This is a genomic window from Candidatus Dechloromonas phosphoritropha (assembly GCA_016722705.1).
Lineage (GTDB): Bacteria > Pseudomonadota > Gammaproteobacteria > Burkholderiales > Rhodocyclaceae > Azonexus > Azonexus phosphoritrophus.
Genome location: JADKGN010000001.1, coordinates 1,024,424 through 1,051,338 on the forward strand (window position 1 = coordinate 1,024,424; position 26,915 = coordinate 1,051,338).

General features: G+C 60.9%; 25 protein-coding genes and 6 pseudogenes. 11 read left to right on the top strand and 20 right to left on the bottom strand.

Going from position 1 to position 26,915, the window contains the following annotated elements:
• Positions 1-12: 12 nt before the first annotated feature.
• The 6 genes from IPP03_05010 to IPP03_05035 form a co-directional block, all read right to left on the bottom strand.
• Complete coding sequence (locus tag IPP03_05010; protein ID MBL0352045.1) at positions 13-666, bottom strand: YceH family protein; 654 nt, start codon at positions 664-666, stop codon at positions 13-15.
• Positions 667-707: 41 nt separating this feature from the next.
• Positions 708-1,340 carry a 3'-5' exonuclease domain-containing protein 2 gene (locus IPP03_05015; protein MBL0352046.1) on the bottom strand — a complete coding sequence of 211 codons (633 nt, stop codon included), beginning with the start codon at positions 1,338-1,340 and terminating at the stop codon, positions 708-710.
• Positions 1,316-1,987 carry an alpha/beta hydrolase gene (locus tag IPP03_05020; protein ID MBL0352047.1) on the bottom strand — a complete coding sequence of 224 codons (672 nt, stop codon included), beginning with the start codon at positions 1,985-1,987 and terminating at the stop codon, positions 1,316-1,318. Before IPP03_05020 ends, IPP03_05015 begins: the two co-directional genes overlap by 25 nt.
• 14 nt (positions 1,988-2,001) lie before the next feature.
• Positions 2,002-2,523 (bottom strand): peptide deformylase, encoded by a 522-nt coding sequence (locus tag IPP03_05025; protein MBL0352048.1) that lies wholly within the window; start codon positions 2,521-2,523, stop codon positions 2,002-2,004.
• A 306-nt stretch (positions 2,524-2,829) separates the two neighbouring features.
• Positions 2,830-3,294 (bottom strand): universal stress protein, encoded by a 465-nt coding sequence (locus IPP03_05030; protein ID MBL0352049.1) that lies wholly within the window; start codon positions 3,292-3,294, stop codon positions 2,830-2,832.
• A gap of 153 nt (positions 3,295-3,447) precedes the next feature.
• Positions 3,448-5,652: an SLC26A/SulP transporter family protein gene (locus IPP03_05035; protein MBL0352050.1), complete on the bottom strand. Its 2,205-nt coding sequence runs from the start codon at positions 5,650-5,652 to the stop codon at positions 3,448-3,450.
• 310 nt (positions 5,653-5,962) lie between these two features.
• Between IPP03_05035 and IPP03_05040 the strand changes: the two genes are divergently transcribed.
• A complete protein-coding gene (locus IPP03_05040) occupies positions 5,963-6,856 on the top strand; it encodes an ISAs1 family transposase (protein MBL0352051.1) in 894 nt (297 codons plus the stop codon).
• A gap of 271 nt (positions 6,857-7,127) precedes the next feature.
• Entirely contained in the window at positions 7,128-8,480 is a 1,353-nt protein-coding gene (locus IPP03_05045) for a MarR family transcriptional regulator (protein ID MBL0352052.1), read from the top strand.
• Here the strand turns inward: IPP03_05045 and IPP03_05050 are convergent.
• Positions 8,477-8,920 (bottom strand): annotated as a pseudogene (locus IPP03_05050) (transposase). The gene IPP03_05045 and the pseudogene IPP03_05050 overlap by 4 nt on opposite strands.
• Positions 8,921-9,010: 90 nt before the next feature.
• Here IPP03_05050 and IPP03_05055 point away from each other — a divergent pair.
• A protein-coding gene (locus IPP03_05055) for an IS3 family transposase (GenBank protein ID MBL0352053.1) occupies positions 9,011-10,140 on the top strand; the annotation gives its coding sequence in 2 pieces (ribosomal slippage) (positions 9,011-9,260 and positions 9,260-10,140; 1,131 coding nt in all).
• 149 nt (positions 10,141-10,289) lie between these two features.
• Here IPP03_05055 and IPP03_05060 read toward each other — a convergent pair.
• The 8 genes from IPP03_05060 to IPP03_05095 all read right to left on the bottom strand — a co-directional run bounded on the left by IPP03_05060 (position 10,290) and on the right by IPP03_05095 (position 16,813).
• Entirely contained in the window at positions 10,290-11,822 is a 1,533-nt protein-coding gene (locus tag IPP03_05060; GenBank protein MBL0352054.1) for a MarR family transcriptional regulator, read from the bottom strand.
• Positions 11,823-11,934: 112 nt separating this feature from the next.
• On the bottom strand, positions 11,935-13,278 hold the full coding sequence (locus IPP03_05065; protein ID MBL0352055.1) for a sensor histidine kinase N-terminal domain-containing protein: 1,344 nt from the start codon (positions 13,276-13,278) through the stop codon (positions 11,935-11,937).
• Positions 13,275-13,931, bottom strand: a complete 657-nt coding sequence (locus IPP03_05070) for a response regulator (protein ID MBL0352056.1) — start codon at positions 13,929-13,931, stop codon at positions 13,275-13,277. The genes IPP03_05065 and IPP03_05070 overlap by 4 nt, the downstream gene beginning before the upstream one ends.
• 12 nt (positions 13,932-13,943) lie before the next feature.
• A complete protein-coding gene (locus tag IPP03_05075; protein ID MBL0352057.1) occupies positions 13,944-14,549 on the bottom strand; it encodes a cytochrome b/b6 domain-containing protein in 606 nt (201 codons plus the stop codon).
• A 3-nt stretch (positions 14,550-14,552) separates the two neighbouring features.
• A complete protein-coding gene (locus IPP03_05080; protein ID MBL0352058.1) occupies positions 14,553-15,014 on the bottom strand; it encodes a diheme cytochrome c in 462 nt (153 codons plus the stop codon).
• A 1-nt stretch (position 15,015) separates the two neighbouring features.
• Positions 15,016-15,444: a DUF1924 domain-containing protein gene (locus IPP03_05085; protein ID MBL0352059.1), complete on the bottom strand. Its 429-nt coding sequence runs from the start codon at positions 15,442-15,444 to the stop codon at positions 15,016-15,018.
• A 47-nt stretch (positions 15,445-15,491) separates the two neighbouring features.
• Positions 15,492-16,676, bottom strand: a complete 1,185-nt coding sequence (locus tag IPP03_05090) for an MFS transporter (GenBank protein ID MBL0352060.1) — start codon at positions 16,674-16,676, stop codon at positions 15,492-15,494.
• The gene (locus IPP03_05095) at positions 16,673-16,813 is read right to left on the bottom strand and encodes a hypothetical protein (protein MBL0352061.1); all 141 of its coding nucleotides are present in this window, start codon (positions 16,811-16,813) and stop codon (positions 16,673-16,675) included. The genes IPP03_05090 and IPP03_05095 overlap by 4 nt, the downstream gene beginning before the upstream one ends.
• 191 nt (positions 16,814-17,004) lie before the next feature.
• On the opposite strand from IPP03_05095, the gene IPP03_05100 reads away from it, so the two are divergent.
• Both IPP03_05100 and IPP03_05105 read left to right on the top strand, forming a co-directional pair.
• Positions 17,005-18,267, top strand: coding sequence for an IS4 family transposase (locus IPP03_05100; protein ID MBL0352062.1), 1,263 nt, complete (start codon positions 17,005-17,007; stop codon positions 18,265-18,267).
• Positions 18,268-18,329: 62 nt separating this feature from the next.
• On the top strand, positions 18,330-18,653 hold the full coding sequence (locus tag IPP03_05105) for a YkgJ family cysteine cluster protein (protein MBL0352063.1): 324 nt from the start codon (positions 18,330-18,332) through the stop codon (positions 18,651-18,653).
• A gap of 253 nt (positions 18,654-18,906) precedes the next feature.
• Here IPP03_05105 and IPP03_05110 read toward each other — a convergent pair.
• The 4 genes and pseudogenes from IPP03_05110 to IPP03_05125 all read right to left on the bottom strand — a co-directional run bounded on the left by IPP03_05110 (position 18,907) and on the right by IPP03_05125 (position 23,013).
• Positions 18,907-19,875 (bottom strand): annotated as a pseudogene (locus tag IPP03_05110) (IS30 family transposase).
• 99 nt (positions 19,876-19,974) lie between these two features.
• Positions 19,975-20,946, bottom strand: a pseudogene (locus IPP03_05115) (type I restriction endonuclease subunit R).
• Positions 20,947-21,062: 116 nt separating this feature from the next.
• Positions 21,063-21,380: pseudogene (locus IPP03_05120) on the bottom strand (transposase).
• Positions 21,381-21,630: 250 nt separating this feature from the next.
• Positions 21,631-23,013: an IS4 family transposase gene (locus IPP03_05125; GenBank protein MBL0352064.1), complete on the bottom strand. Its 1,383-nt coding sequence runs from the start codon at positions 23,011-23,013 to the stop codon at positions 21,631-21,633.
• Between the two features lie 159 nt (positions 23,014-23,172).
• Between IPP03_05125 and IPP03_05130 the strand changes: the two genes are divergently transcribed.
• Entirely contained in the window at positions 23,173-23,385 is a 213-nt protein-coding gene (locus IPP03_05130; protein MBL0352065.1) for a DNA-binding protein, read from the top strand.
• An 87-nt stretch (positions 23,386-23,472) separates the two neighbouring features.
• Here IPP03_05130 and IPP03_05135 read toward each other — a convergent pair whose 3' ends face one another.
• Positions 23,473-24,666 (bottom strand): IS256 family transposase, encoded by a 1,194-nt coding sequence (locus IPP03_05135; GenBank protein MBL0352066.1) that lies wholly within the window; start codon positions 24,664-24,666, stop codon positions 23,473-23,475.
• A 165-nt stretch (positions 24,667-24,831) separates the two neighbouring features.
• Between IPP03_05135 and IPP03_05140 the strand changes: the two genes are divergently transcribed.
• From IPP03_05140 to IPP03_05160, 5 genes and pseudogenes are all read left to right on the top strand, one after another.
• Positions 24,832-25,299, top strand: coding sequence for a hypothetical protein (locus tag IPP03_05140; protein ID MBL0352067.1), 468 nt, complete (start codon positions 24,832-24,834; stop codon positions 25,297-25,299).
• Between the two features lie 5 nt (positions 25,300-25,304).
• Entirely contained in the window at positions 25,305-25,589 is a 285-nt protein-coding gene (locus tag IPP03_05145) for a hypothetical protein (protein ID MBL0352068.1), read from the top strand.
• 1 nt (position 25,590) lies between these two features.
• Entirely contained in the window at positions 25,591-25,857 is a 267-nt protein-coding gene (locus IPP03_05150; protein ID MBL0352069.1) for a hypothetical protein, read from the top strand.
• Positions 25,858-25,869: 12 nt separating this feature from the next.
• Positions 25,870-26,088, top strand: a pseudogene (locus tag IPP03_05155) (DEAD/DEAH box helicase family protein).
• 2 nt (positions 26,089-26,090) lie between these two features.
• Positions 26,091-26,855, top strand: a pseudogene (locus IPP03_05160) (phage portal protein).
• The last annotated feature ends 60 nt before the right edge of the window (positions 26,856-26,915 follow it).

The window sequence follows — 26,915 nt, forward strand, 5'->3', positions numbered from 1 at the left end:
TTGACCAGCGGCCTACGCTGTCGGCCCGCCTGACAGCCTGGCCACCATGGTGCGCAGTTCGGCGACTTCGGCTTCAAGCACCGCGACGCGCGCCACAAGTTGAGCGATTTCTTCGCTGCCCGCAGCCGCTCCCACGAGCGACGCCGGCACCGACCCACCCGCGGGCTGGCCGCTCAACAGGTGCGCCCAGCGGTTCTCCCGCGATCCCGGCAGGCGCGGCAGTTCGATCACCAGCGCGCCTTCGGGGCGGGCGGCAAGCTCCTCGAGAAATGCCTCGACTGCGGAGATATCGGCAAACCGGTGCAGGCGTTCGCAATTCAGCCGCAATTCCCCCGCCGTCTGCGGGCCGCGCAGCATCAGCGCCGCGAGCAAGGCCGAGGCCTGGGTCGACACACCCAGCGCCCGTTCCAGACTGTGCACAAAGCGGGCCACCCGACTGCCGCTCACTTCGGACACCAGGCCCAGCGTGGACAGGTTGTCAATGGCCTGGAGAATCTCGCTGTCGCTGGCTTCCATGACCGGATGGCGGCTGGACTTCTGGTTGCACCCCGCCGCCAGCGCGTTCACCGACAGCGGGTAAGTGTCGGGTACCGTGCGCTGTTTTTCGATAAGGGTGCCGACGATGCGTGTTTCCAGCAGAGAGAGTGAAGGACAGGAATCGTTCATCGAGCGTTCTTTCGCGAATTGAGCGTTGCGCGAACGGAAATTCAGACCGGCGCGGGTTGCGCGCGCAGCCACGCCCGATAGAGTTGCAGGGCCACGTGGGCATCGTTCGCCGCATAAAGCAACTGGCGTTCGCTCAGGCGCGGGTTTGCCCAGTTGCTGGTGCCGGTCTTCTTCGACTTCTGCAGACGCTGGCCGAAGAAATGGGCGACCGCCACTTTCGCCCCCACCGTGCCGCGATGCCCGGGGCCGCGCAGAATCTCGCCAAGGTCGAGCAGGTGCCGTACCTCGATACCGAGCACCGACTTCAGCGCGCTCCGGTCATTGCCCAGACCGAGGCCGACCTTCAGAATGGCAGGCGATTCGAGGATCCTTTTGACGGCCTCGGCGCCGGACAACCGGGAAATCGGGAACAGGTAGGCATGCTGGTCGGTGGCAAGCTGCACCAGATGCGGTCCGGTCGACACTTCGCCCTTGAGGAAGGTCGGCTTCGACTCGGTATCGAAGCCGACGGCATCCGCCGCCATCAGCGCGGCCAGCGCCTGGCCGGCAAGTTCACCGGAGACGACGAGGCTGATCTGGGACAGCGGGATGCCCTCGTATATGGGCAGGTCGGCACTGCCGGGCTGTGCTCGTTGCACGGCCACATTGTTCACTGCAGGCGGTCCTTGAGCCATTCCGCAAGCAGGTTGATTTCCTCGAGACAGACCGCATGCGGCATCGGGTATTCGTGCCAGTCGACCCGGTAGCCATGGCGGACCAGGAAATCCCTGGCGCGCCGGCCCAGTTCGGGGGAGACAACATCATCCGCGCGACCGTGGGCGGCAAAGATCGCGATGTCACTGTTTGCCGCGGTGTGCTCGCGGGTTACCAGTTCACCGCAGGGAATATAGGTTGACAGGGCGATGATGCCGGCCAGCGGCTCGTCATGGGTCAGCGCCGTCGTGTAGGCTACCGCCCCACCCTGCGAGAAGCCGGCGAGAAATATCCTTGCGCAGGGAATTCCGCGCCGGTTTTCGTGGGCAATCAGGCGCCGGATCGCTTCCCGCGACTGCACGATGCCCGCCTCGTCGATCTCCCGGTTGCTGCTGTCGAGTGCGATGATGTCGTACCACGCGCGCATGACGTAGCCACCGTTGCAGGTAACCGAAATTTCCGGCGCATGGGGGAAGATGAAGCGAACACCCGGCGCATCCGCCAACCCGAGTTCCGGCACCATCGGCACGAAATCGGAACCATCGGCGCCGAGGCCGTGCATCCAGATTACCGCATATTGCGGATCGCCGCGCGTCTCGACCTCGATGGCCGGTAACTGTTGTTCCACTGGAATCTCCTGCGTCAGGTCAGTTCGGGGAAGAGCACATCGGTGAACCCGAAGCGGGACAAGTCCCGCATGCGCATCGGATAGAGTTTGCCGATCAGATGGTCGCACTCGTGCTGCACGACACGCGCATGGAAGCCATCGACCGTGCGGTCGATTGGCCGCGCCTGCGGATCGCAGCCCTGGTAGCGGATCCGGGTAAAGCGCGGCACCTCACCACGCAGGCCAGGAACCGACAGGCACCCCTCCCAGCCGAGTTCCTCCTCGCCGGTCAGAGGCGTGATCCGCGGATTGAGCAGAATTGTCTGCGGCACCGATTCGGCATCGGGATAGCGTTCGCTGTTCTCGAAGCCGAAAATCACGACCTGCAGCCCGACGCCGATCTGCGGTGCCGCCAGGCCGACGCCGCCGGCCGCCGCCATCGTGTCGAACATGTCGGCAATCAGTTCATGGAGCGCCGGCGTCGCGAAATCGGTCACCGGGCGCGCGACTTCGAGCAGTTGCGGATCGCCCATGCGCAGAATGCTTCTCACAGTCATCGATGCATGCTCTTCGTCATGATTGTCAGCAAGTCCAGCGAATCTGGCCCGGCGGACGCCCTGCCCCGCCGCCATGCGCAAACCGATTGCCGCCGCGGCCACGATGTTCTCACCGGTTCAGGCCATCCGCGACAACCCTGACACCAGAATGATGCACGCCGTCGGCTGTTCCGTACAGGGTCCGCAACTGCATTCAACCGCGGGGAGCAAAGGCCAGCATTTCATGTGCAAATGCACGGTTGACCGCAGCAGCGTCACATAGCCACCCTGATGGTCACGGCGGCGCCCGGGAAGGCAGTGGCGCGCTCAGCCCTTCTTCTTCTCTATTTCCGGCGCCCGATAGACGAGAACCGGAACGCTGGAATGCGTCAATACCCGGTAGGTCTCACTGCCCAGCAACAACGAGGTAAGTTCGCCGCGACTCTGCCTCGACATGAAGATGAGATCGCAGTCGCGGTCTTCGGCCGCTTTGATGATCGCCTCCCAGGGCTTCTCGCTGACGACCGAGATCGTCTTGCAATCGACGCCGGCGTCCTTGCACAGTCCCTTTATGAACCCGAGGTACTCCTCGCTTTTCCTTTCGGACCCCGCAGACAGGCGATCCAGTATATCGGGTTCGATCAGATCGCCGTAGTGTCCGGCACGCCCGAGCGCCTTGACGTACAACGCCGTTATCTTGGCATTGCCCTCCTTGGCAAAGGTAACCGCGCGCACGGCGGTGTCTCGGGACCGTTGGCTGCCATCGGTCGGCAACAATATATGCTGGAACATTCCTGATCTCCCACAAATTAGCGCCACTCGCGCCTTACGGCGCGGTGGATGATAGCCCAATTACATGCAACACGAGCCAGTCTAGCCGAAAAAAGCGCGCACCCTGATGTCTAGGGCTCAACGCGCGCTTTGCCGGGAATCGGACCGGAACTGTCATTCCTGCAAGGCCATGAGTTCCTTGTCGGCATAGCGCAGGCGCATCGCCAGCACCTTGGCAAGTTCCTCGACCAGCGTACACGCCAGCCGCTTGTGCTCCTCGCGAAGCACTTCAAACTGCTCGCGCTGCAGCACGAAGAGATCGGTGTCTTCGAGTGCCGTCGCATCGTTCAGGCGGGTCATCTGTGAAAGGAAGGCCATGCCACCGAAAAAGTCGCCGCGCCCGTAGGTCAGCGCGTGATGCCCACCTTCTTCGACGGCACTCGGCAGGGTGATGCGGATGTTGCCCTTGCGAATCAGGTACAACTCGTTGGCGGGGTCGCCGAACGAGTATATTTTCTCGTCCTTGACCAGACTGCGTCGCTCCATGGCCGCTTCGAGATCGATGAGCGTCTCTTCCTTGTGGCCCTTGAACAGCTCGAGATCCTTGAGTTCCAGCGCCGCAAGCTGAGGCGCCACGCTCCCGCCCTCGCCCAGTCCCAGTATCTGGTCTTCGACCCACTCCAACGCGTCCTCGAGCTGGCCGAACACCTTGACGTGCTCGGTCATCGTCGTGAGTTCCATCTGATCGAAGAACTCGGCGATATTCCGGCCATTGGGCAAGGTATGCGTCAAGCTGCTGAAAATCAGGAATGCGTCGCGATCGATCAGCGAGTCGCGGATCTGTTGCAGCAGGTGCACCGCCGTGACATCGACCGACTGTACGCGCCGCATGTCGAGCAGGACGTACTTGCGCTTGCCGAGCTCTGATTCGAGGGCGGTATACAACTGGTCCTTGGTACCGAAGAACAGGCCACCCTGCAGCTCGAAGATGACCGACTGATGACCCTGTTTCTCGAGGACTGCCATTTCATGGCGCAAGCGCACACGCTTCGAGAACCGGGTTCCACCTTCCGTCTTGCGGCGGATCACCGTGCTGCTCAGTTGTTCGCGAATGAACAGGATCATCGCCAGCGCAATGCCGGTACCGGAGGCGGCGATCAGGCTGTAGCCGACCGCCACGGCCACCACCACCACGATGACGATGAAATCGAGAACGGTCCATGGCGACCCGAGCAGATTCAGGCTGTGGCGGTCGATCATGCGAAAGCCGACGATTATCAGAATGCCGGCCAGCGCCGCGACCGGGATCCACGCGATGAACGTTCCCAGCGCAAGAAAGGTGACCAGCGCGAGTACGCCCTCGGCAACCCCCGAGACGCGGGTCTGGCCACCACTGGCGAGATTGACCAGCGTCGCCCCCATCTGACCGGCGCCCGGCATGCCACCGACACAGGCCGACGCAACATTGGCCACACCCTGCGCGACCAGTTCGCGGTTGGAATCATGGCGACTGCGGGTCAGCGCGTCGAGAACGACCGCTGTCTTCAGTGTATCGATCGACAACAATACGGCCAGCGTAAACGCCGTTCCGAGCAGGCTGCCGATCTGGCTCAGCTTGAGCTCGCCGATCTCCTGCCAGCGCCCGGTGATCGCGTGCAGCATGCCTGAAGCCGTTCCGCCCAGCGAGCCGATGATCATCGTGTTGCCTTCGATGACCAGCAGCGACTCGTCCATCATGGCGAGTCCGAAATAGGTCAGCACGCCCGCCAGCAGGCCGAGAATCGCCGCCGGCACGACACGCGTAACCAGTGGCGCGAAGAGCATCACCAGCGCCGTCATGGTCCCGATGGCGGCACTTTGCCACAGCCAAAGCTCTGGCGAGATCAGTGCCCTCCACCACGCCGTGCCGCTGGGCAGACCGAGGAACTTGGGAATCTGGCTGCCGATGATGATCAGCCCGACGCCGGTGAGATAGCCGCTGACCACCGGGAATGGGATGTACTTTATCAGGCTGCCGATGCCCACGAAACCCAGGGCCAGTTGCACCACTCCGGCAATCAGCCCGATTGCCGTCAACATGAGGATGATCGATGACGCCGGGGTGCCACTCTGTACGAGCTCGATCGCAAAGGCCGAGAGCACCGCCGCAGCTGGAGCACAAGGCGCCGTGATCAGGCGATTGGTGCCACCCAGCGCGGGCGCCACCAGGCCGAGAGCGGTCGTGCCAAGAATTCCGGCCAGCGCGCCGAGGCCGGCGTACTCCGGGCCGATGGCAGCATAGATGGTCACACCGAAAGCGATCGCCGATGGCAACGCCACCAGCATGGCCGCTAGACCCCCCCAGAAGTCACCGACCAGCTTGTCATTCTTGAACGTCATGGACAGTTCCATCGGTTCCGGTCCTCCTTCAATCCATATTGAAAAATACTTAACGGCAGATCCAAAGACCGGCCCCAGCCCACGCCAAGCAAGCTCCCAAACCAAACGGCTCAGGATGCAAAACCCGGACCGGACGCGATCCTATCACGATTGATTGCTTTTCAGCAGAAGGCGAGAGTCCCGCCAGGGCTATTGCATACGCAGATATCGTAAACCCTGCTGGAAAGTTGTTTACTATCAGGGAGTTATGACGGGGGCTTGTGGACTCGGCCGGAATCAGGTCTACTCTCGACTTTTGTCGGGAATGGAAATGACACTGGCGGAAGTATTTGTTGGTCTGGATGATCCTCGCACCGGGCCTGCGCAGCGGCACGATCTGACGGAAATGATCCTGATGGCGCTGTGCGCAGTGTTGTGCGGAGCGGATAGTTGGGTGGATGTCGCCGAATGGGCCGAGGACAACGAGGCTTGGCTGAAGCAGCACCTGGTTCTTGAGCACGGCACACCGTCCCATGACACTTTTGGCCGGGTATTCCGCCTGCTGGATGCCCAAGTATTCGAGACCTGTTTCCGTGAATGGATCAGTGGCCTCATCGGCGTTGTGGCGGGGGTAGTCGCCATCGACGGCAAGACCGCCTGTGGTTCCCGGGATGGCCATAACAGCGCGCTGCACACGATCAGCGCTTACGCCACTGCCAGCGGCTTGTGTCTGGCCCGGGAGCATACCCGTGGCAAGGGCAACGAGATACCCGCCATCAAGGCTCTGCTCGACACACTGACCCTCAAGAGATGCATCGTGACGATTGATGCCATCGGTTGCCAGACCGAGATTGCCCGGAAGATTCTCGACCAGGGCGGGAATTACCTGCTGGCCGTCAAGGATAATCAGGAAACCTTGGCGAATGCCTTGCGAGAGTTCTTTTCTAATGGCGAGACAGCCGGCTTCGGCACGCTGCCGGTTGATCGATTCCAATCTGTCGAGAAGAACCATGGCCGCATCGAAGCCCGACGGGCGATGTGGGTCACGAACCTGTCCTGGCTGGACAAGAAGTTCCAGACACACTGGCCAAAACTCGCTGGCGTCGGCATGATCGAGCGACAGCGGGACATCAACGGCACGCTTTCCAAGGAGCGCGCCTTCTACATCGGCAGCAAGGGCGTCACCTCCGCAGCGTCTTTTGCCAACGCAGCACGCAGTCATTGAGGTATCGAGAACAGCCTGCATTGGGTGCTCGATGTCACGTTTCGAGAGGACAACTGCCGTGTCCGCAAAGACCACGCGCCGCATAACTTCGCCACCCTGCGCAAGTTCGCCCTTGCGTTGCTACGCCAAGATACTCAGTACCCCAAGCGCAGTTTGCGCTCCCGCCGAAAAACCGCAGATCGACTCCCAAAATATCGGGCCTCATTGCTCGGCCTCTCTCCTAAGCCGGACGATCCGGAACCAAACAGGTATTACGATAGAAGCCTGACGAATGACCGAGGAGGCGATCATGTTGGCGATGGCTCTGGCGGAACGATACGTGACGAACATGCATGGCGTGCTTTCGTGCTTTGACCGGATCATTATCACCGGCACGCTGCCTGGTGCGTGCTACGCGGCAGGAATGACGAGTTATTTGTACACGCACGGAATTCGGGTATTCGACTACCCGCGATTTGCCGAGCCGCTGCGAGATCGCATTCGTGAGCGTGCGCAGGAGGTGTGTCTGGCGGCGGGTATTGAAATCGAGCACGTCAGCAAAAGCCATATTCGCAAGGAAGAGTTGGTCGCGCGAGTGCTCGCCGGTCGCGGCGACGCACCGGGTTTGGTGCATGTGCTCTCGGCCATGGAAGCCTGTCCGAGCTACAAACCGTGGCATGACAAAGGCAGTGGCAAGACTTACCTGCGCCCCGATCAAGGCAAGTGCCTGCACTACTACTTCTATTTCATCGACGAGGAACTGGGGTTGTGCTACCTGCGTGTGCCGACGTGGGCACCGTTCGGGTTGCAGTTCTACTGTAATGGTCACAGCGCTCTGGCAAGAACTCTGACGCGAGAAAGGATCGACTTCCTCCAGCAGGACAACGCCTTCCTGCGTGTCGCCGACATCGCGCAGGCGCAGGCGCTGGCGGATGCGTTCAGTCCCGACGTACTTCACCCGCGACTGGATCGCTATGCGCAGTGGTTGTGCCCAGTGCTTGACGTCTTTGGATCCTCGTATCACTGGAGCTTGCGCCAAGTCGAATACTCCACCGACCTGATGTTTCGCAGTGAGCAGATATTGGTTCCACTGTATGACGCCATTTCGCGCCAAGCGGTCTTGGCCGCCAACGCAGAACGCGTCTCCAGCTTTCTGGGCAAGAAGGTCACGCCACAACTGGCCCAGGAGATCGGTTCCCGGTTGTCCACCCGTATCGAGGGGCGCTGCATCAAGCACACCATGGGCGCCGCTGGCGTCAAGGTGTATGACAAATTCTCCCGCGTACTGCGGGTCGAAACGACCGTCAATGACGTGAGTTTCTTCAAACACCACCGCAAGGTGGAACACAAGGACAGGCACGCCACCCGAGAATTGGCGCCCCTGAAGAAGACAATCTATAGCCTGATCGACCTGCGCGACATCCTGCTCGGCTGCAACCAACGTTACCTGGCGTTCCTCTCCAGCCTCGATGACCCCAGTGCCGGCGAGCGTGACTTGGAGCGATTGAGCATGCCACGGTTGGGGGCGGCTCCCGGTGTCAAAGGGGTGAACTTCTTTGATCCTGCCGAGAAAGCCTTGCTGCAAACCATGCAACGCGGCGAGTTCAACATTCACGGTTGGCGTCGTGCCGATCTTCTCAGCTAGCCGATGGGCGCACCTTCCTGATGCCTGTAGAGGGGCTTGATGGTGGTGTCGGTGTCGAGAATCCAGGGGGCGTCGAGCAAAGGCGCGACGCTGTCAGCCAGGTGCGTGTCCAGCCACGTCGTGCCTTCCGCTTCCGGGATGCGCTTCAGGGCATTGCGCAAGGCATCTTCGGAGATCACTTTCCGCATCCCCAGCAGGCCGGGATTGATTCCGTCGCAGCGGATCGCCGTCACGTGGGCATAGCGCCGCTGCCCGGCAAGCATCGAGAGCATCCAGGTGCCCAGCACCTCCGCCTTCGTCGGTGCGTTTGGGCTGGTGTAGGCGAGTGGGCAGCTTGCCTCCCACCGCGACCACAGCCCGGTCAGGTTGAGAAACTCGATGAAGTAGGCCAATTGTCCCATCGGCGTGGCGGCACTTTCGGTCTCACATCGGACCTGCACCAGAGCCGGCCCCAGAAATTCGGACAGTGGGATAAGTGATAGCCTTGCTCAATCGCAGGCCGCGTAGCGGCCGAAATGAGGAGCAAGAAGATGACGAGAAGGAAGCGGCGGAATCACTCGCCGGAGTTCAAGGCGAAGGTGGCGATGGCGGCGATCAAGGGCGACAAGACGCTGGCCGAGATGGCGCAGCAGTTCGATGTTCACCCCAACCAGATTACCGACTGGAAGACACAGTTGATGGAGCGTTCGTCAGTCGTGTTTGGCGACACGGCCGCCAAGGAGAAAGGCCCGGACATTCTGGCCATGGAAGCAAAGATTGGTCGCCTGAGTCTGGAAAATGATTTTTTAGAAGGCGCGCTCACCAAGGCGGGACTGCTGAGCGCAAGACGATGATTGACCGCAGCCACACCCTGCCGGTAGTCCGGCAATGCCGGATTCTCGGGCTTGCCCGGTCGACCGCCTACTACACCCCGGAACCTGTCTCGTCCGCCGATCTGGCGCTGATGCGCCGCATTGATGAATTGCATCTGGAGCACCCGTTCGCTGGCAGCCGGATGCTGCGCGACCTGCTGCGCCTGGAAGGCCATTCCATCGGCCGCAAGCACGTGCGCACGCTGATGAAAAAGATGGGGATCGAAGCACTTTACCGGAAACCGAACCTTTCCAAACGGCATGATGCCCACCTGATCCATCCCTATCTGCTCAGGGACCTGGTCATCGACCGCCCCAATCAGGTTTGGGCCACCGACATCACGTACATTCCGATGCGCCGGGGCTTCGTCTATCTGGTCGCCGTTATCGACTGGTGCAGCCGGAAAGTCCTCTCCTGGCGGTTATCCAACACGCTGACTACGGATTTCTGTCTGGAGGCGGTCAGCGAAGCCATCTTGCATTTCGGCAAGCCGGATATCTTCAACACCGATCAGGGTAGCCAGTTCACCAGCAGCGATTTCACCGGGTTGCTGAAGGATAACGGAATCCGGATCAGCATGGATGGCAAGGGCTGCTGGCGTGACAACGTCTTTGTCGAACGACTCTGGAAAAGCGTCAAGTACGAGGAGGTCTATCTCAAGGCTTACGACACGGTGGCCGATGCCAAGGCCAACCTGGGGCGCTACCTGGATTTCTACAACGCCCGCCGACCGCATCAAACCCTTGACGGTAAAACGCCGGATACGGTCTACGTCGAAAACCTGCCAAAAGAGACGGTCGCAGCATGACCACCGCGTTACCCCGCAGGGCTCCACCTATCTCCGTGGAAAAACTGTCCAAACAAACGGGACCAGCTCTCTCCTCTCTCTCTCTCAGGGCAAACGCATTTACTCTTTAGTCACTAACCAGTTCAATCATCACAAATCATGAGAAGAATTCAGGATGCGCAAGCCATGGTTGGCACTATGTTGAAGCGGGTCAATGAGCAGGCCGCAGCGACGACTGAACGTCCCAATCGAGTGAGGTAGTAGCGATAGGTATGAGTGACTTTCTTGATCAAGCCGAGCGTACGCAGTCGGGCAAGTTGGCGCGACATGGCGGACGGAGTGAGCTTCAGATAGCTGAGAAGATCGGCACGACGCCAACCGTGAATGTTGAACTCGCCGCGTTGCATGGTTTGCAGCAAGGCTTTCTCGGCAGGATCAAAGAAGTTCACCCCTTTGACACCGGGAGCCGCCCCCAACCGTGGCATGCTCAATCGCTCCAAGTCACGCTCGCCGGCACTGGGGTCATCGAGGCTGGAGAGGAACGCCAGGTAACGTTGGTTGCAGCCGAGCAGGATGTCGCGCAGGTCGATCAGGCTATAGATTGTCTTCTTCAGGGGCGCCAATTCTCGGGTGGCGTGCCTGTCCTTGTGTTCCACCTTGCGGTGGTGTTTGAAGAAACTCACGTCATTGACGGTCGTTTCGACCCGCAGTACGCGGGAGAATTTGTCATACACCTTGACGCCAGCGGCGCCCATGGTGTGCTTGATGCAGCGCCCCTCGATACGGGTGGACAACCGGGAACCGATCTCCTGGGCCAGTTGTGGCGTGACCTTCTTGCCCAGAAAGCTGGAGACGCGTTCTGCGTTGGCGGCCAAGACCGCTTGGCGCGAAATGGCGTCATACAGTGGAACCAATATCTGCTCACTGCGAAACATCAGGTCGGTGGAGTATTCGACTTGGCGCAAGCTCCAGTGATACGAGGATCCAAAGACGTCAAGCACTGGGCACAACCACTGCGCATAGCGATCCAGTCGCGGGTGAAGTACGTCGGGACTGAACGCATCCGCCAGCGCCTGCGCCTGCGCGATGTCGGCGACACGCAGGAAGGCGTTGTCCTGCTGGAGGAAGTCGATCCTTTCTCGCGTCAGAGTTCTTGCCAGAGCGCTGTGACCATTACAGTAGAACTGCAACCCGAACGGTGCCCACGTCGGCACACGCAGGTAGCACAACCCCAGTTCCTCGTCGATGAAATAGAAGTAGTAGTGCAGGCACTTGCCTTGATCGGGGCGCAGGTAAGTCTTGCCACTGCCTTTGTCATGCCACGGTTTGTAGCTCGGACAGGCTTCCATGGCCGAGAGCACATGCACCAAACCCGGTGCGTCGCCGCGACCGGCGAGCACTCGCGCGACCAACTCTTCCTTGCGAATATGGCTTTTGCTGACGTGCTCGATTTCAATACCCGCCGCCAGACACACCTCCTGCGCACGCTCACGAATGCGATCTCGCAGCGGCTCGGCAAATCGCGGGTAGTCGAATACCCGAATTCCGTGCGTGTACAAATAACTCGTCATTCCTGCCGCGTAGCACGCACCAGGCAGCGTGCCGGTGATAATGATCCGGTCAAAGCACGAAAGCACGCCATGCATGTTCGTCACGTATCGTTCCGCCAGAGCCATCGCCAACATGATCGCCTCCTCGGTCATTCGTCAGGCTTCTATCGTAATACCTGTTTGGTTCCGGATCGTCCGGCTTAGGTTAGTTAACAGTAAAGGACCACGCTTCTGCGCGATGGCGCATCGACCCTGATTTCTAGGCTTAGGCCGGGGCCGGCCAGGTGACCGTGACCTGCAAACCTTGCGCGTTTTCACCGGCCGCGAATTCAAGATCGGCACCGTGCAATTCGGCAATCCGGGCGACGATGGCCAGGCCGAGCCCGCTGCCCGTTGGATGTTCTCCCCGGTTCAGGCGATGGAAGCGGCGCAGGACCGCCTCCCGGTCGCCGGCGGGAATTCCGGGACCGCTGTCGCTGACGCTCAGACGGCTTTGACCGTTCGTGGCAGCTACCTGGACACGCAGCGAGCCGCCGGTCGGGGTGTAGCGGATGGCGTTGTCGATCAGATTGCGGATCAGCACGCGCAGCCATTCTGCCTGGCCGGTGACGATGCATCCGGGGGCCGCAGCAAGCGCGAAATCGAGATCCTTATCGAGTATCTGGTGGCCAAGATCGGCGCAGACGGTTTCGGCAAGCACCGCCAGGTCGACCGGCTGCGGATCGGGCAGGCCGGATTCGGGGTCGAGGCGGGCCAGTTGCAGCATCTGGTCGATGAGGTGGGAAGCGCGGGTCAGACCGCTTTGCAGTTGTGCCAGCGAGCAGTCGCGTTCGCTGCTGTCACGGGCGCGCAGGGCGACCTGCACTTGCGCCTGGAGCGCGGAGAGCGGCGTCCGCAGTTCGTGGGCGGCGTCGGCGGTAAACCGCCGCTCGGTTTCGAGCGCGGTTTCGACCCTCTGAAACAGGCCGTTCAGCGCCTCGAGTATGGTGCGGATTTCTTCCGGGGCGGTCGCCGGGGTCAGCGGTTGAAGTTGCTGCGGCGCGCGGCTGGCGATCTGTCTGGCGATGCCGTCGAGCGACGACAGTCCCTGGCGGGTGGCGAGCCAGACCCAGAAGCCGATCAGCGGCAGGCCAAAGAGGGCCGGCACGAGCAGGCGCCAGGCGATGTGGCCGATCAGCTCGTCGCGAATGTGGTGGTTCTCGCTGACCTGGACCTGCAGGCTGCGGTCGTCGTTCCACTGGCTGTAGTGGCGCCAGCGGTCCTTTCGGTCACGCGTTTCGGAGAAGCCGTCGGTTGCGGTCAACGCCGTTTTCGGGGCATTTTTCGAGCGCATCAGCAGTTTGCCGTCGGCGCGCCAGATCTGGAAGCGCAGGCGGCGCTGGTACTTGTGACCCGCGTCGCCAAGGTCATCGATGTCATCGCCTTCGTCGTGGCTGGCCAGCGCGAGCAGGGTTTGTGCCGCCTGGGCAAGCTGGGCGTCGAAAAGTTTGTCGACTTGATGGTGGGCATCGATATAGCTGAAGACCATGGTCACCAGCCAGGCGGCGGCGACGCCGCCAAGCAGCAAGCCGAGCAGGCGGCGGCGCAGCGAGAACCAGGCGGTCGTCACCTGGAGATCGTGTAGCCGACGCCGCGCAGGGTGCGGATCAACTCGCTGCCCAGCTTCTTGCGCAGGTAGTGGATGTGCACTTCGAGGGCATTGCTGTCGGGTTCGTCGCGCCAGCCGTAGACCGATTGTTCGAGCTGGGTCCGGCTGAGAACCCGGCCGGCGTTTTCGAGCAGCATCTGCAGCAGCGAGAACTCGCGGACGGAAAGTTCGACCGGCGCGCCGGCCAGCGTGATGCTATGAGCAGCGGGATCGAGCACGATGTCACCATGGGTCAGCAGCGGGGCGGCGCGGCCGGCGCTGCGCCGGGTCAGGGCGCGAATGCGGGCGGCCAGTTCGTCGAGGTCGACCGGCTTGACGAGATAGTCGTCGGCGCCGGCATCGAGGCCCGAAACCTTGTCGCCGGTGGCGTCGCGCGCGGTCAGGATGAGCACTGGCGCGGTCTGGCCGCGACCGCGGGCGCGGGTCAGGACTTGCATGCCGGAGAGGCGCGGGAGGCCGAGGTCGAGGACGACCAGATCGAAGGATTCGGCCTGCAGCGCATGGTCAGCGGAATTGCCGTCCTTTACCCAGTCGACCGCGAAACCCGCCTGGCGCAGGCCGACGGTCAGGCCGTCGCCAAGCTGGGGGTCGTCTTCAACGAGCAGGATACGCATGGCTTAATTTTATCAGGTGGCAATCCACCAGCCGGCGACGGCGACCCAGGCCAGCAAGATAGCGCCGGCCAGCGGCCGGGCCGAGCGGATGGCCTCGTCGGGCATTCCCTGCTTGCGGCCGTTCAGCATGGCGCGCACCAAGTTCTCGTCGTGCATCAGACTCCCGGACAGGACGCCGGCGACGTGGATGAAGACCACGGTGAGCATCGCGACAGCCAGTCCTTCGTGCAGTGCTTCAAGAAAGTCGCCGCCGAGGTCGTTGTAGTTCGCCCAGCCTGAGAAACCGGTCAGGATGGCAAGGCCGAGCAGCAGCACGATGGCCCAACCACCGGCCGGATTGTGGCCGACATGGTGGGCCGGCTCCAGCTTGAGCAGGCTGACGACGTAATCCTTGACGGCGCCGGGACCGCGCACGAAATCGACAAAGCGCGCATAGCGGCTGCCGATGAAGCCCCAGGGCAGGCGGAATATGGCGACCGCAAACACCGTGGCGCCGGCGACGAGATGAACGAGGCGAAAGGTTTCGCTGTCGCCGGTCAACCAGGCCACAATAAAGCCGGCGACCATCAGCCAGTGGCCGAGGCGAACTGGCCAGTCCCAGACGAGTATTTTTTGCATGGCCTACCTCCGCAATTCCGGAATGAGAATGTCGTGCTCGCTGTAGTTGCCCTCGGCCGCGCCGCGATGACAGGCTTCGCAATTGGCCACCGATTTGACACGCGGGTCCTTCCAGTATTTCGCTGAAATTTTGCAGTGCTTGCGGACGAAGCGCGCGGTCTGGCTGATGCGGGGCGGTTCGCCGGCGCTTCCGAGTTTGCCGGCGTTGCCTGCGTTGCGCTCGAGGAAGCTGGCGATTTCCTGCCCTGCAGGACTGTCGACCGCGGCATCCGTGCCGAAGTGCTCCTTCAGGCCGGCCATCGTTCGCCGCCAGTCGTTCGCCGAAAGCAGCGCCGGTTGATAGGCCATGTGGCAACTGGCGCATTCGGCCTGGTAGCTGGCTGGCGCGTTTGCCGGGAGCGGCACCCGGTCGGCGAGCGCCGGGAGGGCGGCGCCGAGGATAAAGGTGATGGCGATGCGTTTCATGTCAGCGTACCTCGCTCATATAGGTGACGAAATCGGCCTTCTCGGCCGGCGTGCAGTCGCGCCCGATGACTTCCCGGCAATTGCGGCCGAACCATTTTTCGACCTTGGTCGGGTCGCTGAAGCGCTGGCCATTGGCGGCCACCGCCAGCGGACGGATCGCCTTGCCGGTGACAACATGCTGACCGGCGTTCAGTGGGCTGTCAGTATGGCAACTGGTGCACGCCGGCATCTTGTCGTTGTTGGCGAAGCGCTGGCGGAAAAATGCATCGCCGCGTTTTGCGGAAGGCATGAAGCCAGCTTGCCGGGCGGCTGCCTCGGTGGAGTAGGTCTGGGCGATCTGTTGCGCCATTTCGGCGTGGGCGGCGATGCTGGCGAGCAGCAGGCACAGGGCTGGAAGGGTGCTCACAGTCGTTCTCCTTGTCGTGTTCATGGAGAAGGAGTGTAGAGAGCCAGCCTTAACGCCGCCTTATGAGTAGCTTAAGGAAGTATTAACCGAGAATTCGCCCGCCGCCAGAGGGGATAAAGCCCGAGCAGCCCCAGCAGCGGCCCGGGCAGAAGAAGCCATGCGATGTGGATGCCCCAGTCGCCGATCCAGGCTGTGCCGAGATGGATTGAAATCGTCGTGATGGCAAAGCCGATCGAGTTCTGGATCGCCAGCGCGCTGCCGACGATCTCGGGTGGGCAGGCGCGTGCCGAAAGGGCAGAAAAATGCGGCGAATCTGCAACCACACTGGCACCCCAGAGAAGCAGCAGGCTGATTTTTGTCCAGGCTGGCCACGCTTCGCTGAACGGAAAGAGTGCGCAGCACAGGGCGGAGAGTGCGAGCGCGGTGGCCGCGACGCGCGCACTGCCGATGCACTGGCTCCACCAGCCGCCGAGCACGCAACCGAGGGCGCCGATGCCGATGATCGCGAATGACAGGCCGGACAGCGTCGCGCTGCCGGCGGCTGCCAGACCGCTCAGGAGCAACAGCGCCGGCACCAGCGTCCAGAAGGCGTAAATCTCCCACTGGTGGCCGAAGTAGCCGAGCGCCGAAGCGCGGAACTCGCGCACCGAAAAGGCGTAGAAGACGCGCCCGAGGCGCAGCGGCGGGGCATCGTGGCGTCGTTTCAGATGCGGCCCGTCACCGAGGTACAGGATCATCGCTGCGGCGATCAGCGCCAGCGCCGACGAAACGAGGATCGTCGCCTGCCACGACCAGCCGGCGCCGGCCAGGCGGATGCCGTGGGGCAGCGCGGTGCCGAGGGTCAGCATGCCGACCAGTTGGGCGAGCGCCGCGCCGGCGCGTTCCGGCACCCAGCTGACGACCAGTTTCATGCCCAGTGGGTAGACGCCGGCCAGACACAGGCCGACCGCGAAACGCAGTGGAATGCCGCTCGCCATGTCGCTGGCGAACAACGCAAAGGCCGCATTGAACAGCGCACCGAGCAGTGCGCAAAGCGCGAAGATCCGGCTTGCCGCGTAGCGGTCCGCCAGCCCGGAGACGGCGAAACTCAGGGTGCCGAGAATGAAGCCGAACTGGACGGCGTTGGTCAGCGTGCCGATTTCCGCCGGCGCGATGCCCCAGGTGCGAATCAGGTCATCGGCGGCGCTGTTGGCGGAAAACCACAGCGAAGTGCCGAACAGTTGTGCAATCACGATGACGGGAACGGGATTCTTCATAGGCGGATCAGTTTGAGTCGCCCGAGCAAGCATACAGCAACCGTCGCTCGGCCGAGGCGCCGCAACCGGCGCGTGTCGAGCGCCGGCGCCAGCGATTCCGCCGCTTCAGCCATACCGACGGCAATGGGTGCGGTCAACGCCGAAAAGTTGCCCGAATCGCCTGTGGTGACCGCGGCTCACGGATTATGGTGCCTGATAGCGCCGTTGAGCGGGGCCGTGAACTCAATCCCCTTGACTTAGCGCGTTTGCATATTTTACAGCCGCCGCGATAAGCCGGCCATGTCGGGGTAGAATTGGGTCTCGTAACGGATTGATATTTATAGGTTAAATATGCCGTCCTAAATATGTCAATGTGCTTTTCAGGCTTGCGGACTTCATTCAGAGCACAGCCTTTCGCGAAGCGGCTCGCCGTGATTCCCGGAATTTCACGCGCAGCCGTGGATTGCCCTTCACCGATCTGATCGCTTTCCTGCTCAGCGGTGTGCGTGGGGCCGTGCAGGGCGAACTCGATGCGTTCTTCACGCTGCTGGCGCGGCGAACCCGCTTGTCTCGGGTGGTGACCGCCAGTGCGTTCTCGAAGGCGCGTAGCCGCCTCTATGCGAATGTCTTCGATCCGCTCAACACAGAGTTGCTGCGGCTGGTCGATGAAGCCCTTCCCGGTCAGCCGCTCTGGCAGGGATTGCGGGTTCTGGCCGCCGATGCCTCCAAGGTTCGCTTGACCTTGCTCAACGCGGAGGGCAAGCGGTGTGTGCGCGAGGCGACGCTGTTCGGCTTGTTTCGTCCGGGCATCGAGTTGTTCGATTCGCTGATCCTGCACAGCCCCCTGGTTGGTGAGCGGCAGATGCTGTTCGAGCGCCTGGACCGGATTGACCGCCACGACATGCTGCTGCTCGACCGCGGTTACCCGGGCGCGTGGCTGGTGGCCGCCTTGCTGCATCGGGAGATTCCCTTTTGCATGCGCTGCGATTCGTCGTCGACCTTTGCCGCCATCACGCAGTTCATGCGCTCCGGCCAGGACGACACCGTGGTGACCCTGCCACCGCCGAATTGCCGGGATGCCGTCGATTATGAGTGTCCCCGCCAGGCCTCGACCGTGCGCCTGATCCGCCAAGTGACACCCGCCGGTAAGGTGCGCGTGCTCATGACGTCCTTGCTCGACAGTGCGCAGTATCCGGCGCCTGCATTCGCAGATCTCTATCATCGGCGCTGGCGCATCGAAGAGGCCTTCAAGCGCCTCAAGCATCGCCTGTCGCTTGAGCATACGTCTGGCTTGACCTGGCTCGCGGCCTGTCAGGACGTCGGCGCCAAGATGCTCTGCGACAACCTCAATGCGCTGGCGGTCTATCTGGCCACGGAGCACCTCATCGCCCCAGATTCGCCGTGGCGTATCAATCGCACCTTGGCTTTCTCGCATCTGCGCCGCCTGCTGCCCCAAGTGCTCACCGGTCGCCTTCGCTTGACCTCGCGCATCGTCGCCGCACTGTTCTCCGAGATTGTCCTGAACCTTCAAAAATTCATCCCCAACCGAAACCGACCGCGACCTATTCGACCCAAGCCACACAAGTCTCATGCCTACAAAACCGCTCCATGACAAGATGCTAAGTCACGAGGATTGGCCGTGAACTGCCCGAACGGATAAGGTGCTGTGGGACAATGTCACGCATGGATACTAATATTGCAACGGACGGTGGCGCGGCCATCTCATGTGCCTCCTGCGCAGCCTGCTGCTGCCGGCTGGAAGTCCTGCTGGCCGGCGAAGACAACGTCCCGGCGCGCTTCGTGGTCGAGGATCGATGGGGCGGCTCGGTAATGCGCCGCCTTGCCGATGGCTGGTGTGCCGCCGTCGACCGCAACACCATGCGCTGCGTCATCTACGAACGCCGCCCGGATGTCTGTCGTGAGTACCGGATGGGGGATGCTGACTGTATCGTCGAACGGCGCCTGTTCTTCGCCCAAGATACGGATGATCACGCTTGAAGCCGGACGGCCACGCTCCTGAAAGATCAAACGACGCATTTTTCTTGCGCTCGATGCCTCCTGCCATGCTGGCACGGAGCGGGGTACGGCGATTCGGATAGTCGGCCCGCAAAGCCCGGTACGGCCGCCTTGTGATGGTCTTGGAGTGTGCGACAGGAGCGGCAGGCCAGCCACCTGAGAGAATTGTCAGCACTTGGAGAGTGGCGCGTCAGTTGGCATTAAAGCCGCGCCGACCTTCTTTCGATGGGCGGATTCAACTCTGAAATGCAACAGGGTAATGACGGGAGTGTAGCTGACTCATGAAGAGGTCGTGAGGTGTATTGTAGTCAAGGCATTTTCGAGGTCGGTGATTGAGACGGAGCCTGGCAAGTCCGATATTTTTTTCGGAGATGCCATCAAAGCTCATTTTCTTGGGGAAGAACTGCCGAATGAGGCCGTTCATATTCTCGTTGGCCCCGCGTTCCCAAGAAGCATAGGGGTGGGCGAAGTAGCAATCAGCCTGGAGTTGCTCGGCAAATCGCTGATGCTGAGCAAACTCCTTCCCGTTATCCGTCGTCAGTGTGTGGACAGCGTTCGCGAAAGGCGTCAGCAGGGAAATCATCGCATCTGAGACAGCCTGTGTGGTCTTGGCTGGCACATGGGCGATGAGGGTGTAGCGAGAGATGCGTTCGTTGAGCGTGACCAGCGCCTGATGCTGGCCGGCACCGATCACCAAGTCAGCCTCCCAGTCGCCAAAGCGTTCACGGCAATTCGCGATGGCGGGGCGTAAGTCAATGGACACCTGATTGGGAATGGTTTCACGTCGTTCGCGGCCACCGTAGCGTTTTCGACGAGCCTTCTGGCAGCGCAATTTGCGATGTAAAGTGCCACCCGCTCGCTTGTCAGTATAGATGCACTTATGACTGACACTCGGTTTATCGTTGGTCTTCAGGTAACCCGATATGTGCTCAGGGCTCCAGGTTTCCGCCAACTGGGTCTCGACAAAAATCCATGTCAGATCTGCAATGCGCGGACCGTTCTCAGAGGCCCGCATGCGGGCCTCTGAGAACGCATGGGCCTGCTTTGGCCGATAACCACGCTAACCACGATTGCGTGTCATCTCACGGCTAATCGTCGATTTATGTCGATTCATCAACCGGGCTATGCTACTTCGGTCATGTTCTGCCTTGGCAAGGATGGCAATCTGGTAACGTTCGTTCCGGGTGAGCTGCGTGTAACTCATGTTGGGCAACTTTGACTTAGCGGTCGAGGGGCTCGGATGCTACTGCATCTCGCCCACCCAACCTGTTAAACATCAGAGTTGCACTTCGGTTTTGAATCCGCGCCCGGGGAAAACGCGGTTGGCGCGGGCGATGGTCTGCATCAACGTGTGGTTGCGCATCGGCTTGTCGAGATATATCGTCGAGCAGCTCGGCGCATCAAAGCCAGTCAGCCACATGGCGCAGACGAAGACCAGGCGCAGCGGGTCTTCGGTGTCCTTGAACTTCTCTTCGAGGCCCGGCTGCGACTCGTTCATCCACCTGCGGTGCGGCGCGATGTCGAGGCCCCGCGCCTGCATCTGGGCGATTTCGTTCTGCCCCGGCGAGACGATCAGCGCCATGTCGGTCGTCGTCAGCACCGAAAGACGCTGTTTCAGTTCGGCCATCCGCAAGTCGCGCCGCGCCTGCTCGGATGTCATGCCGCCGCCCGGTTGATAGTGCAGCTCGCCCAGTTCCTTCCGCACCCGTTCCGTTTCCACCGCCCAATACACCCTCACCTTGTCGTGCATCTTGAGCGCGGTGGCCTTGTCGATCGACACCACCAGCGCCTTGCCGACAAAGCCGCGACCGAGGAAGTGCCGCACGATGTCCTGCGCCACGGCTTCCAGCCGGTCGGCGCGGGTGATCAGGTGGTACTGGCGCGCCAACTCGCGTTCGAGTTTGCCCTCCTGCTCAGGGTCGAGTTCGGCGTCCTCGATCAGCCGGTAGATGTCCTCGTTGAGGTCCGGGTTGATGAGCTGCAATTCCGGCGTGCGGTTCTCGTAGAACAACGGCACGGTGGCGCCGTCTTCGATCGACTGCTGGAAGTCGTAAATCGACACGTAGTCGCCGAAGAGCTCCCTGGTGCGTTCCTCACCGGCGATCAGCGGCGTTCCGGTAAAGGCGAGGAACATCGCCTTGGGCAGGGCGGCGCGCATGTTGAGCGCCAGCGTGTCGTACTGGCTGCCGTGCGCCTCGTCAGTCAGCACAATGACGTCGGTGCGGTCACAGAGCAGCTCCGGCGTCTGGAATTTATGCACCAGCGTAAAGACATAGGGAACCGCTGATCAATTCACCTAAAAATGCTGAGAAGTGAAGTCTTTTACGAAACTATCTGGCTGCAAGCCCGAAAAAAAATGATATCGCCCACTATTCGGAGCATTTCTGACCTTCAGGACGCAACTTGGCTGTCCGCGAATAACCAGCGGCGGGTGAGCACCAGATTTGCCATGGCAAACAGCGAGAACAGCTGCGCCGTATTCTTGACCAATCCCCTATAACGCGTCTGGCGATGTTTGAAGAGGTTCTTCACGACATGGAAGGGATGTTCAACCTTGGCCCCGATGCTGGCTTTGGTGTGTTCAAGTTGCGCAACCAACCGGCCCAGCTCCGTTCCTTCCAGAAGTTTGCGTTTGCACGGTTTCATGGCAACGTGCCATTCAACTTCGCTCCCCTGGCTTTCCTCGCGCTTCTCAACCCTCTGGTAGCCGCCGAATGCAAAATCTATTCAGTGGCAATACGTTCTGGGAAGACTACATCGTGAACAACGACGACAGTGAGTACGGATTCAATCTTGAGTAACCATCGCCATCCCGCCTAACTCCGCACAACTGCCCTCGGGCGGTTTTTTGCTTTCTAGACCCCCAATTTTCTCGTTTTTGTTGTGCCCGTACACAAGCCCGTACATGGCGGTGGCGGACGCCCGTACACCACGAATCCGACACTGATCTGAATGGCACTTACTTAAGCTTTTTGGGATGTCCATTTTTCATGACGATAGCTTTGGCGAGATTACGTGGTTTGGTGAGCATTGGATAGGGTTTAGGTCGTCGTTTGACGGCGCGAGGCTCGATCCGGCCCGGTCGGTTACCGACCTGTTGTTGGGCGATTAAAACGAATAGTTCGCTGTGTATGTTGTGATGGCTGCGGCTCGCAAAGGGTGCCCAGGCGAGCCAGATTTGCACGGTATGCTTGAAGCTCAGTTGGCGCGGCAATCTGTGGGAGAGCATTGCAGCCTGAGCCATCATTAACCGAATCAGATTGTAGGCGAGGAGATAGACCCAGATTTCCTTGATCGCCATCGCAGGCGTCAGGCAACTCAGTCGTTCCATGCCGAGCGTGGTCTTGATGTTGCGCAGATCGAGTTCAACGTGCCAGCGATCCCGATAGAGCGATTTCAAGGCAGTCTTGTCGGTTTGTTTTGGGCAAAGCAATGTCGTCACCCGTGTCTTGCCGCCGACCCGAAGCTCGCGTACGGTCAGACTCTCGGGGGCCTGATCGTAGTCGGCCTGAGGCATCCAGTCGGGTTTGCTGGCGGGTTTTGGCAGCACGATCAGATGATCGCACTGCCCCAACTGCCGACCTCGGCAAAAATCGGTGGTGCGTTGCCGCGCGCCATTTTGTTCAAACACCGCATCAATGCACCGCTCGCGTAATGAGCAGAGGAGAAAATAGGTGGCGTAGAAGGCGTCGCCCAACAGTAAATCACCCTGCTCCAGGGAATCGAATATCGAACGCAGCAACGACTGCTCATCGCTGCCCTTGCCCCGACAGGAGCCGGTCGTGGCATTGAGTACCGCCCCGCTACCCAAACAAACGAGCCCAACGATCCGGCACTGCGGGAAACCCAGTCCCGGCTTCTGGCTCGTCGGTTGCGGGACGACCTGATTGTCTGAGGTGTCGGGCATTACGACGGTCGTCCCGTCCACCAGACGGACGGGACGACCCCGCCAATGCCAAGCTGTCGGCGCCTGCGTGGCGACTCTTTGCCCCACGTGGCACGCCAGTGTACTGAGCATCTTCAAAGGCAAGCGCTTTCGCGCCCGGCAATAGGCGCCCGTGTGGGTGCTGCCCGGCACCAGGCCGCCAACCAGGCATTTGACCGCACGGTCATTGACTGCCTTCTGGCAGGAACGATCGGTGCTCAGCGCTTGGGCCAGAAACATCGACAACGTCTCCGTCGGGGGATATTGCCTTTCTCGGTGGGGCGGCAGTTCAGATTCCACGGCATCGAACAATTCCGGCCCCATCAACAGGTTGAAAAACGCATAGGCGTCGCTCTGGGCAGCGTGGGCCTTGACCGTTCGGTGTTGCTGTGCGCGTGTACTGCGGATAGGATGCATTTGGGCTGGCTCATCGTGGGCGGGTTGGGTGTTTGGCGACGCCAACTTATCACGCGTCGATCCAGCCTGTTTCATCATTTGCATCAAAGAGTTGAATGTTAAGTAAGTGCCATTCGACACTGATCTCACGTTTTCGCAATCACCCGAAGGGAGATAAACGTGAGTATCAAACACCTCAACCAACGCCATTTGGCCGACCGTTGGGACGTCAGCGAAGCCACACTGGAACGTTGGCGGACCGAGGGAATCGGACCCGTATTTTTGAAACTGCAAGGGCGCGTGCTGTATCGCTTCGAAGACGTCGAATCCTTTGAGGCCGACAGCTTGCGCAAGAGCACCTCTGAACGCGTCGTGGTCGGAGGTGCAGCATGAGCCGCACAATTCCCGACCAAATTCTCGCCACTCGGCAGTGCAACTTTTTTTCTGTAAAAGTTCTCAGGCGATTCCATCGGGATGGGCTCAGTCTTTGAGGTTGAGATAGATTTTCCCGGTCATCCACTCCTCATCGCATTCGGCGAGGAGCGCTGAGACGAGGCGGAGGCAGGAAGCGGTGTTGGGGAAGATGGAAGCCACCCGGGTACGGCGTTTGATCTCGCGGTTAATGCGTTCGAGGCCGTTGGTCGTGCGCAACCGGACGCGTTGGGCCACTGGCCAATTAAAGACAGCGAACCCCTCGGGCAGATTCTCCTCGGCCCACTGGGCCAGTTTGGGCGCCTCGGTCCGCCAGGCCTCGATCGCCTGACGCAAGAGGCGCTCCGCTTCGGTTTTGTCCGGTGCATTGAAGATCGCCCGAATCCGCTGCGCCACCGGTTTGCGCTGATCAAGGCGGGTGACATACGACTGCGCGTTCTGTTGCAGGTGGAACTGGCAACGTTGCCAGGGTACGCTGGGCAAGGTGGCGCGGCGTGCCGCATTGAGACCGGCATGCGCATCGGCGACGATCATCTTGACGCCCTTGAGTCCCCGCCGCACCAGGCTGTCGAGGAAGGCCCGCCAATGCACCTCCGCCTCGGACAAGGCGACCGAGACGCCCAGCACCCGGCGATGACCGCTGTGCGTGATGCCGACCGCCACCAGCACGGCACAGTCGACCAGCTGCCCGCCCTCGCGCACCCGCTCGTCCCCCAAGAGGACTTCCTTCGGGGCGTACCGCGCATCGAGAAAGACATAAGGCGTTTCATCGAGCGGTCGCTCACGCCAGACGGCCAACCCGGCATCCAGTTGTTCGGCGGCACGACTCACCTGCGTCGACGAAATCGACACCTCTGGCCCAAGCAAGGCTTGCAGGACGGTGATCACCTTGCGTGTGGAAACCCCCTGTACATACATTTCGGCCAAGGCGATATTGAGCGCCTGCTCGGTCCGCGACCCTTTCTCCAGGGCGCTGGGGTAGAAGCCGCCGCCGCGCACCTGTGGCACCTCGAAGGTTAGTTCGCCAACCCGGGTCATCATCGTTTTGGGCTTGAAGCCGTTGGCGTAATCAGAGCGCTCGACGGTACGTTCATGGGGCTGGGCATTGAGAAAAAGTTTGCGCTCAATCCGGCTGGCCTCGTTGACCAGAATGCGCAGTGCTTCGCCGGCGCCATCCAGACCGTTGTTTAGCAGCACCGCAAAACGGGCATCCAGAGGGTGATGTTCTACGCGTTGTGCCATGCTGTCGATTCTTTCGTGGGAATGGGTAAGAATGCCCCGAAGAAATCGCCTGCGGGAGTAGCCGGTCAATGTTTCGCCGCGTGGCTGTGCCGTCCTCCGCGACTCGGGCGCTACGCACCCTTGTCGCTCCGGCCAGCACAGCCACGCAAAACCAACAGGAAAAGAATTTACAGAACGGATGTTGCACTAACCGCCACTCCGGTTAGTGAGCTTGCCAACTTGGCCAGTAATTCACTGTTTCAGGTCAAGAACGATGCGGCAGAGCTACTGACTGTATCCAAGGCACTCGTCGAGCACATCGACCGTGCTCTGGACCTGAAGTACGTAGATCGCGCGCATCAATTACGCCTGGCAGCACATAAGGACACCGGCGTCGTCCATTTCGATGACGGCAATGTACGCGTCACCGCTGATCTGCCCAAGAAAGTCGAGTGGGACCAGAAGCTACTGGCCGAACTCATCGCACGTATTGCTGCAGCCGGTGACAACCCGGCCGAGTTCATCGAGACGTCCTACCGGGTCAGCGAAACCAATTACCAAGCCTGGCAGGAATCCCTGCGTTCCCAATTCACCCCCGCGCGCACCGTCAAGGTTGGCAAAGCCAGCTATCGCCTCGCGCTGCTTTCGGAGTAATCACCATGCTGAAATCCCTTATTGAATCGCTGCGCAAGAAGTCCGTTTTTCTGTCCGAACTTCCGGCCACTGTCAGGGTGCCGGGGCACGGCGGTAAGCCAACGATCGATGGTCTTCAGATTGAAGATGCCAGCGTCGACGATATTGCGTTTGCCATCCAAGGTCTGGAATACGAATCGGCCAACATCGGTGGGCAACTTCACGCACTGAGAAAGTTGCATGACCTGGCCCGTAACCGGGGCGTACTCGGTACCGACAAGGTAGCCGAGATCTTTGGCACGGAGGTCTGAGATGCCCTTTCCGATCATTACCGCCGATCAGCGCCTCGCAGAAAACCGCCGTTCCTCGGGCGTCATCCTCGGACCCGCCGGTGTCGGGAAGACCAAGAATGTCGTCAAGTCTGCGATCCAGCCCGACAGCAAGGAGTACGCGGCATTGATTGGTGCCGTCAGTCGCGCACTTGTTCCCACCGGCGGATTCAGCAGCAGTGCGCCGGCGGCACACGCTGCACCGGCTGCCGCTCCTTCTGTATCTACGCGGCCCACTTGGGCGCAATAAGGAGAAACAGCTATGATTCTCCGACCGCGCCAACGCGAGTTCGTCACGCGCTGTGTCGGGGCGCTCAAGACCCACGGCAATACGCTGGGCGCCGCCCCGACCGGTGCTGGCAAGACCATCTGCCTCTCAGGCACGGCGGGCGAGTTTCTCGCCCATCCCGATGCCAAGGCCTGTGTGCTCGCCCACCGTGACGAACTCACCGCGCAGAACCTGAGCAAGTTCTCGCGGGTAGCCTGGCGGTCGCCCTGCAACTGCAAGTGCTCGAACCTGAGCATCTACCCGTCACGATGAACACCACGGCAGAAAACGGCAACGTAATTCGTGCCGGCATCGAGTTCGATCGGCTGGGTCGGCGGGTGGCCTACCACCTGTATCGGGCGCATCCGGAGGATGGCGCACTGGCTCCGATGTCCGGCAACGGGGGTATCGAAACGGTTCGCATCGATGCGTCGGAAATCCTGCACCTGTTCCGGCCGTTGCGTCCAGGACAGATTCGGGGTGAGCCCTGGTTGGCACGGGCGCTGGTGAAACTGAACGAACTAGACCAGTAGAATGATGCCGAACTGGTGCGCAAGAAAACAGCCGCCATGTTTGCCGGCTTCATCACCCGGCTCGCGCCAGAAGATAACCTGACGGGCGAAGGCGTTTCGGACGCCAATGGAGTGGCCTTTACCGGCCTCGAACCCGGCACGCTGCAAACCTTGGAGCCCGGTGAGGACGTGAAGTTCTCGCAACCCGCCGATGTTGGCGCAAGTTACGCCGAGTTCCTGCGCATGCAGTTCCGCGCTGTCGCCGCCGCCATGGGCGTGACCTACGAGCAACTAACCGGGGATCTCACCCAGGTCAATTACTCGTCGATCCGGGCCGGCTTACCGGAGTTTCGCCGTCGTTGCGAAGCCTTGCAGCATGGTGTCATCGTTCATCAGTTGTGCCGGCCAATCTGGCAAGCCTTCATCGAGCAGGCCGTGCTGGAAGGCGCGCTGTCTCTGCCTGGCTATGCCCCAATCCTCTTGACTTAGCGGTCTGTCATCTAATTTTGGCAACTTTGCCATCTGGCC

Coding starts and splice junctions, on each gene's coding strand:
- IPP03_05015 (MBL0352046.1), bottom strand. CDS start 1,340: ATGGCTCAAGGACCGCCTGCAGTGAACAATGTGGCCGTGCAACGAGCA.
- IPP03_05025 (MBL0352048.1), bottom strand. CDS start 2,523: ATGACTGTGAGAAGCATTCTGCGCATGGGCGATCCGCAACTGCTCGAA.
- IPP03_05105 (MBL0352063.1), top strand. CDS start 18,330: ATGTCACGCATGGATACTAATATTGCAACGGACGGTGGCGCGGCCATC.
- IPP03_05070 (MBL0352056.1), bottom strand. CDS start 13,931: ATGCGTATCCTGCTCGTTGAAGACGACCCCCAGCTTGGCGACGGCCTG.
- IPP03_05135 (MBL0352066.1), bottom strand. CDS start 24,666: ATGGCACAACGCGTAGAACATCACCCTCTGGATGCCCGTTTTGCGGTG.
- IPP03_05030 (MBL0352049.1), bottom strand. CDS start 3,294: ATGTTCCAGCATATATTGTTGCCGACCGATGGCAGCCAACGGTCCCGA.
- IPP03_05080 (MBL0352058.1), bottom strand. CDS start 15,014: ATGAAACGCATCGCCATCACCTTTATCCTCGGCGCCGCCCTCCCGGCG.
- IPP03_05040 (MBL0352051.1), top strand. CDS start 5,963: ATGACACTGGCGGAAGTATTTGTTGGTCTGGATGATCCTCGCACCGGG.
- IPP03_05075 (MBL0352057.1), bottom strand. CDS start 14,549: ATGCAAAAAATACTCGTCTGGGACTGGCCAGTTCGCCTCGGCCACTGG.
- IPP03_05085 (MBL0352059.1), bottom strand. CDS start 15,444: ATGAACACGACAAGGAGAACGACTGTGAGCACCCTTCCAGCCCTGTGC.
- IPP03_05150 (MBL0352069.1), top strand. CDS start 25,591: ATGCCCTTTCCGATCATTACCGCCGATCAGCGCCTCGCAGAAAACCGC.
- IPP03_05090 (MBL0352060.1), bottom strand. CDS start 16,676: ATGAAGAATCCCGTTCCCGTCATCGTGATTGCACAACTGTTCGGCACT.
- IPP03_05060 (MBL0352054.1), bottom strand. CDS start 11,822: ATGACCGAGGAGGCGATCATGTTGGCGATGGCTCTGGCGGAACGATAC.
- IPP03_05010 (MBL0352045.1), bottom strand. CDS start 666: ATGAACGATTCCTGTCCTTCACTCTCTCTGCTGGAAACACGCATCGTC.
- IPP03_05125 (MBL0352064.1), bottom strand. CDS start 23,013: ATGCATCCTATCCGCAGTACACGCGCACAGCAACACCGAACGGTCAAG.
- IPP03_05045 (MBL0352052.1), top strand. CDS start 7,128: ATGACCGAGGAGGCGATCATGTTGGCGATGGCTCTGGCGGAACGATAC.
- IPP03_05035 (MBL0352050.1), bottom strand. CDS start 5,652: ATGACGTTCAAGAATGACAAGCTGGTCGGTGACTTCTGGGGGGGTCTA.
- IPP03_05145 (MBL0352068.1), top strand. CDS start 25,305: ATGCTGAAATCCCTTATTGAATCGCTGCGCAAGAAGTCCGTTTTTCTG.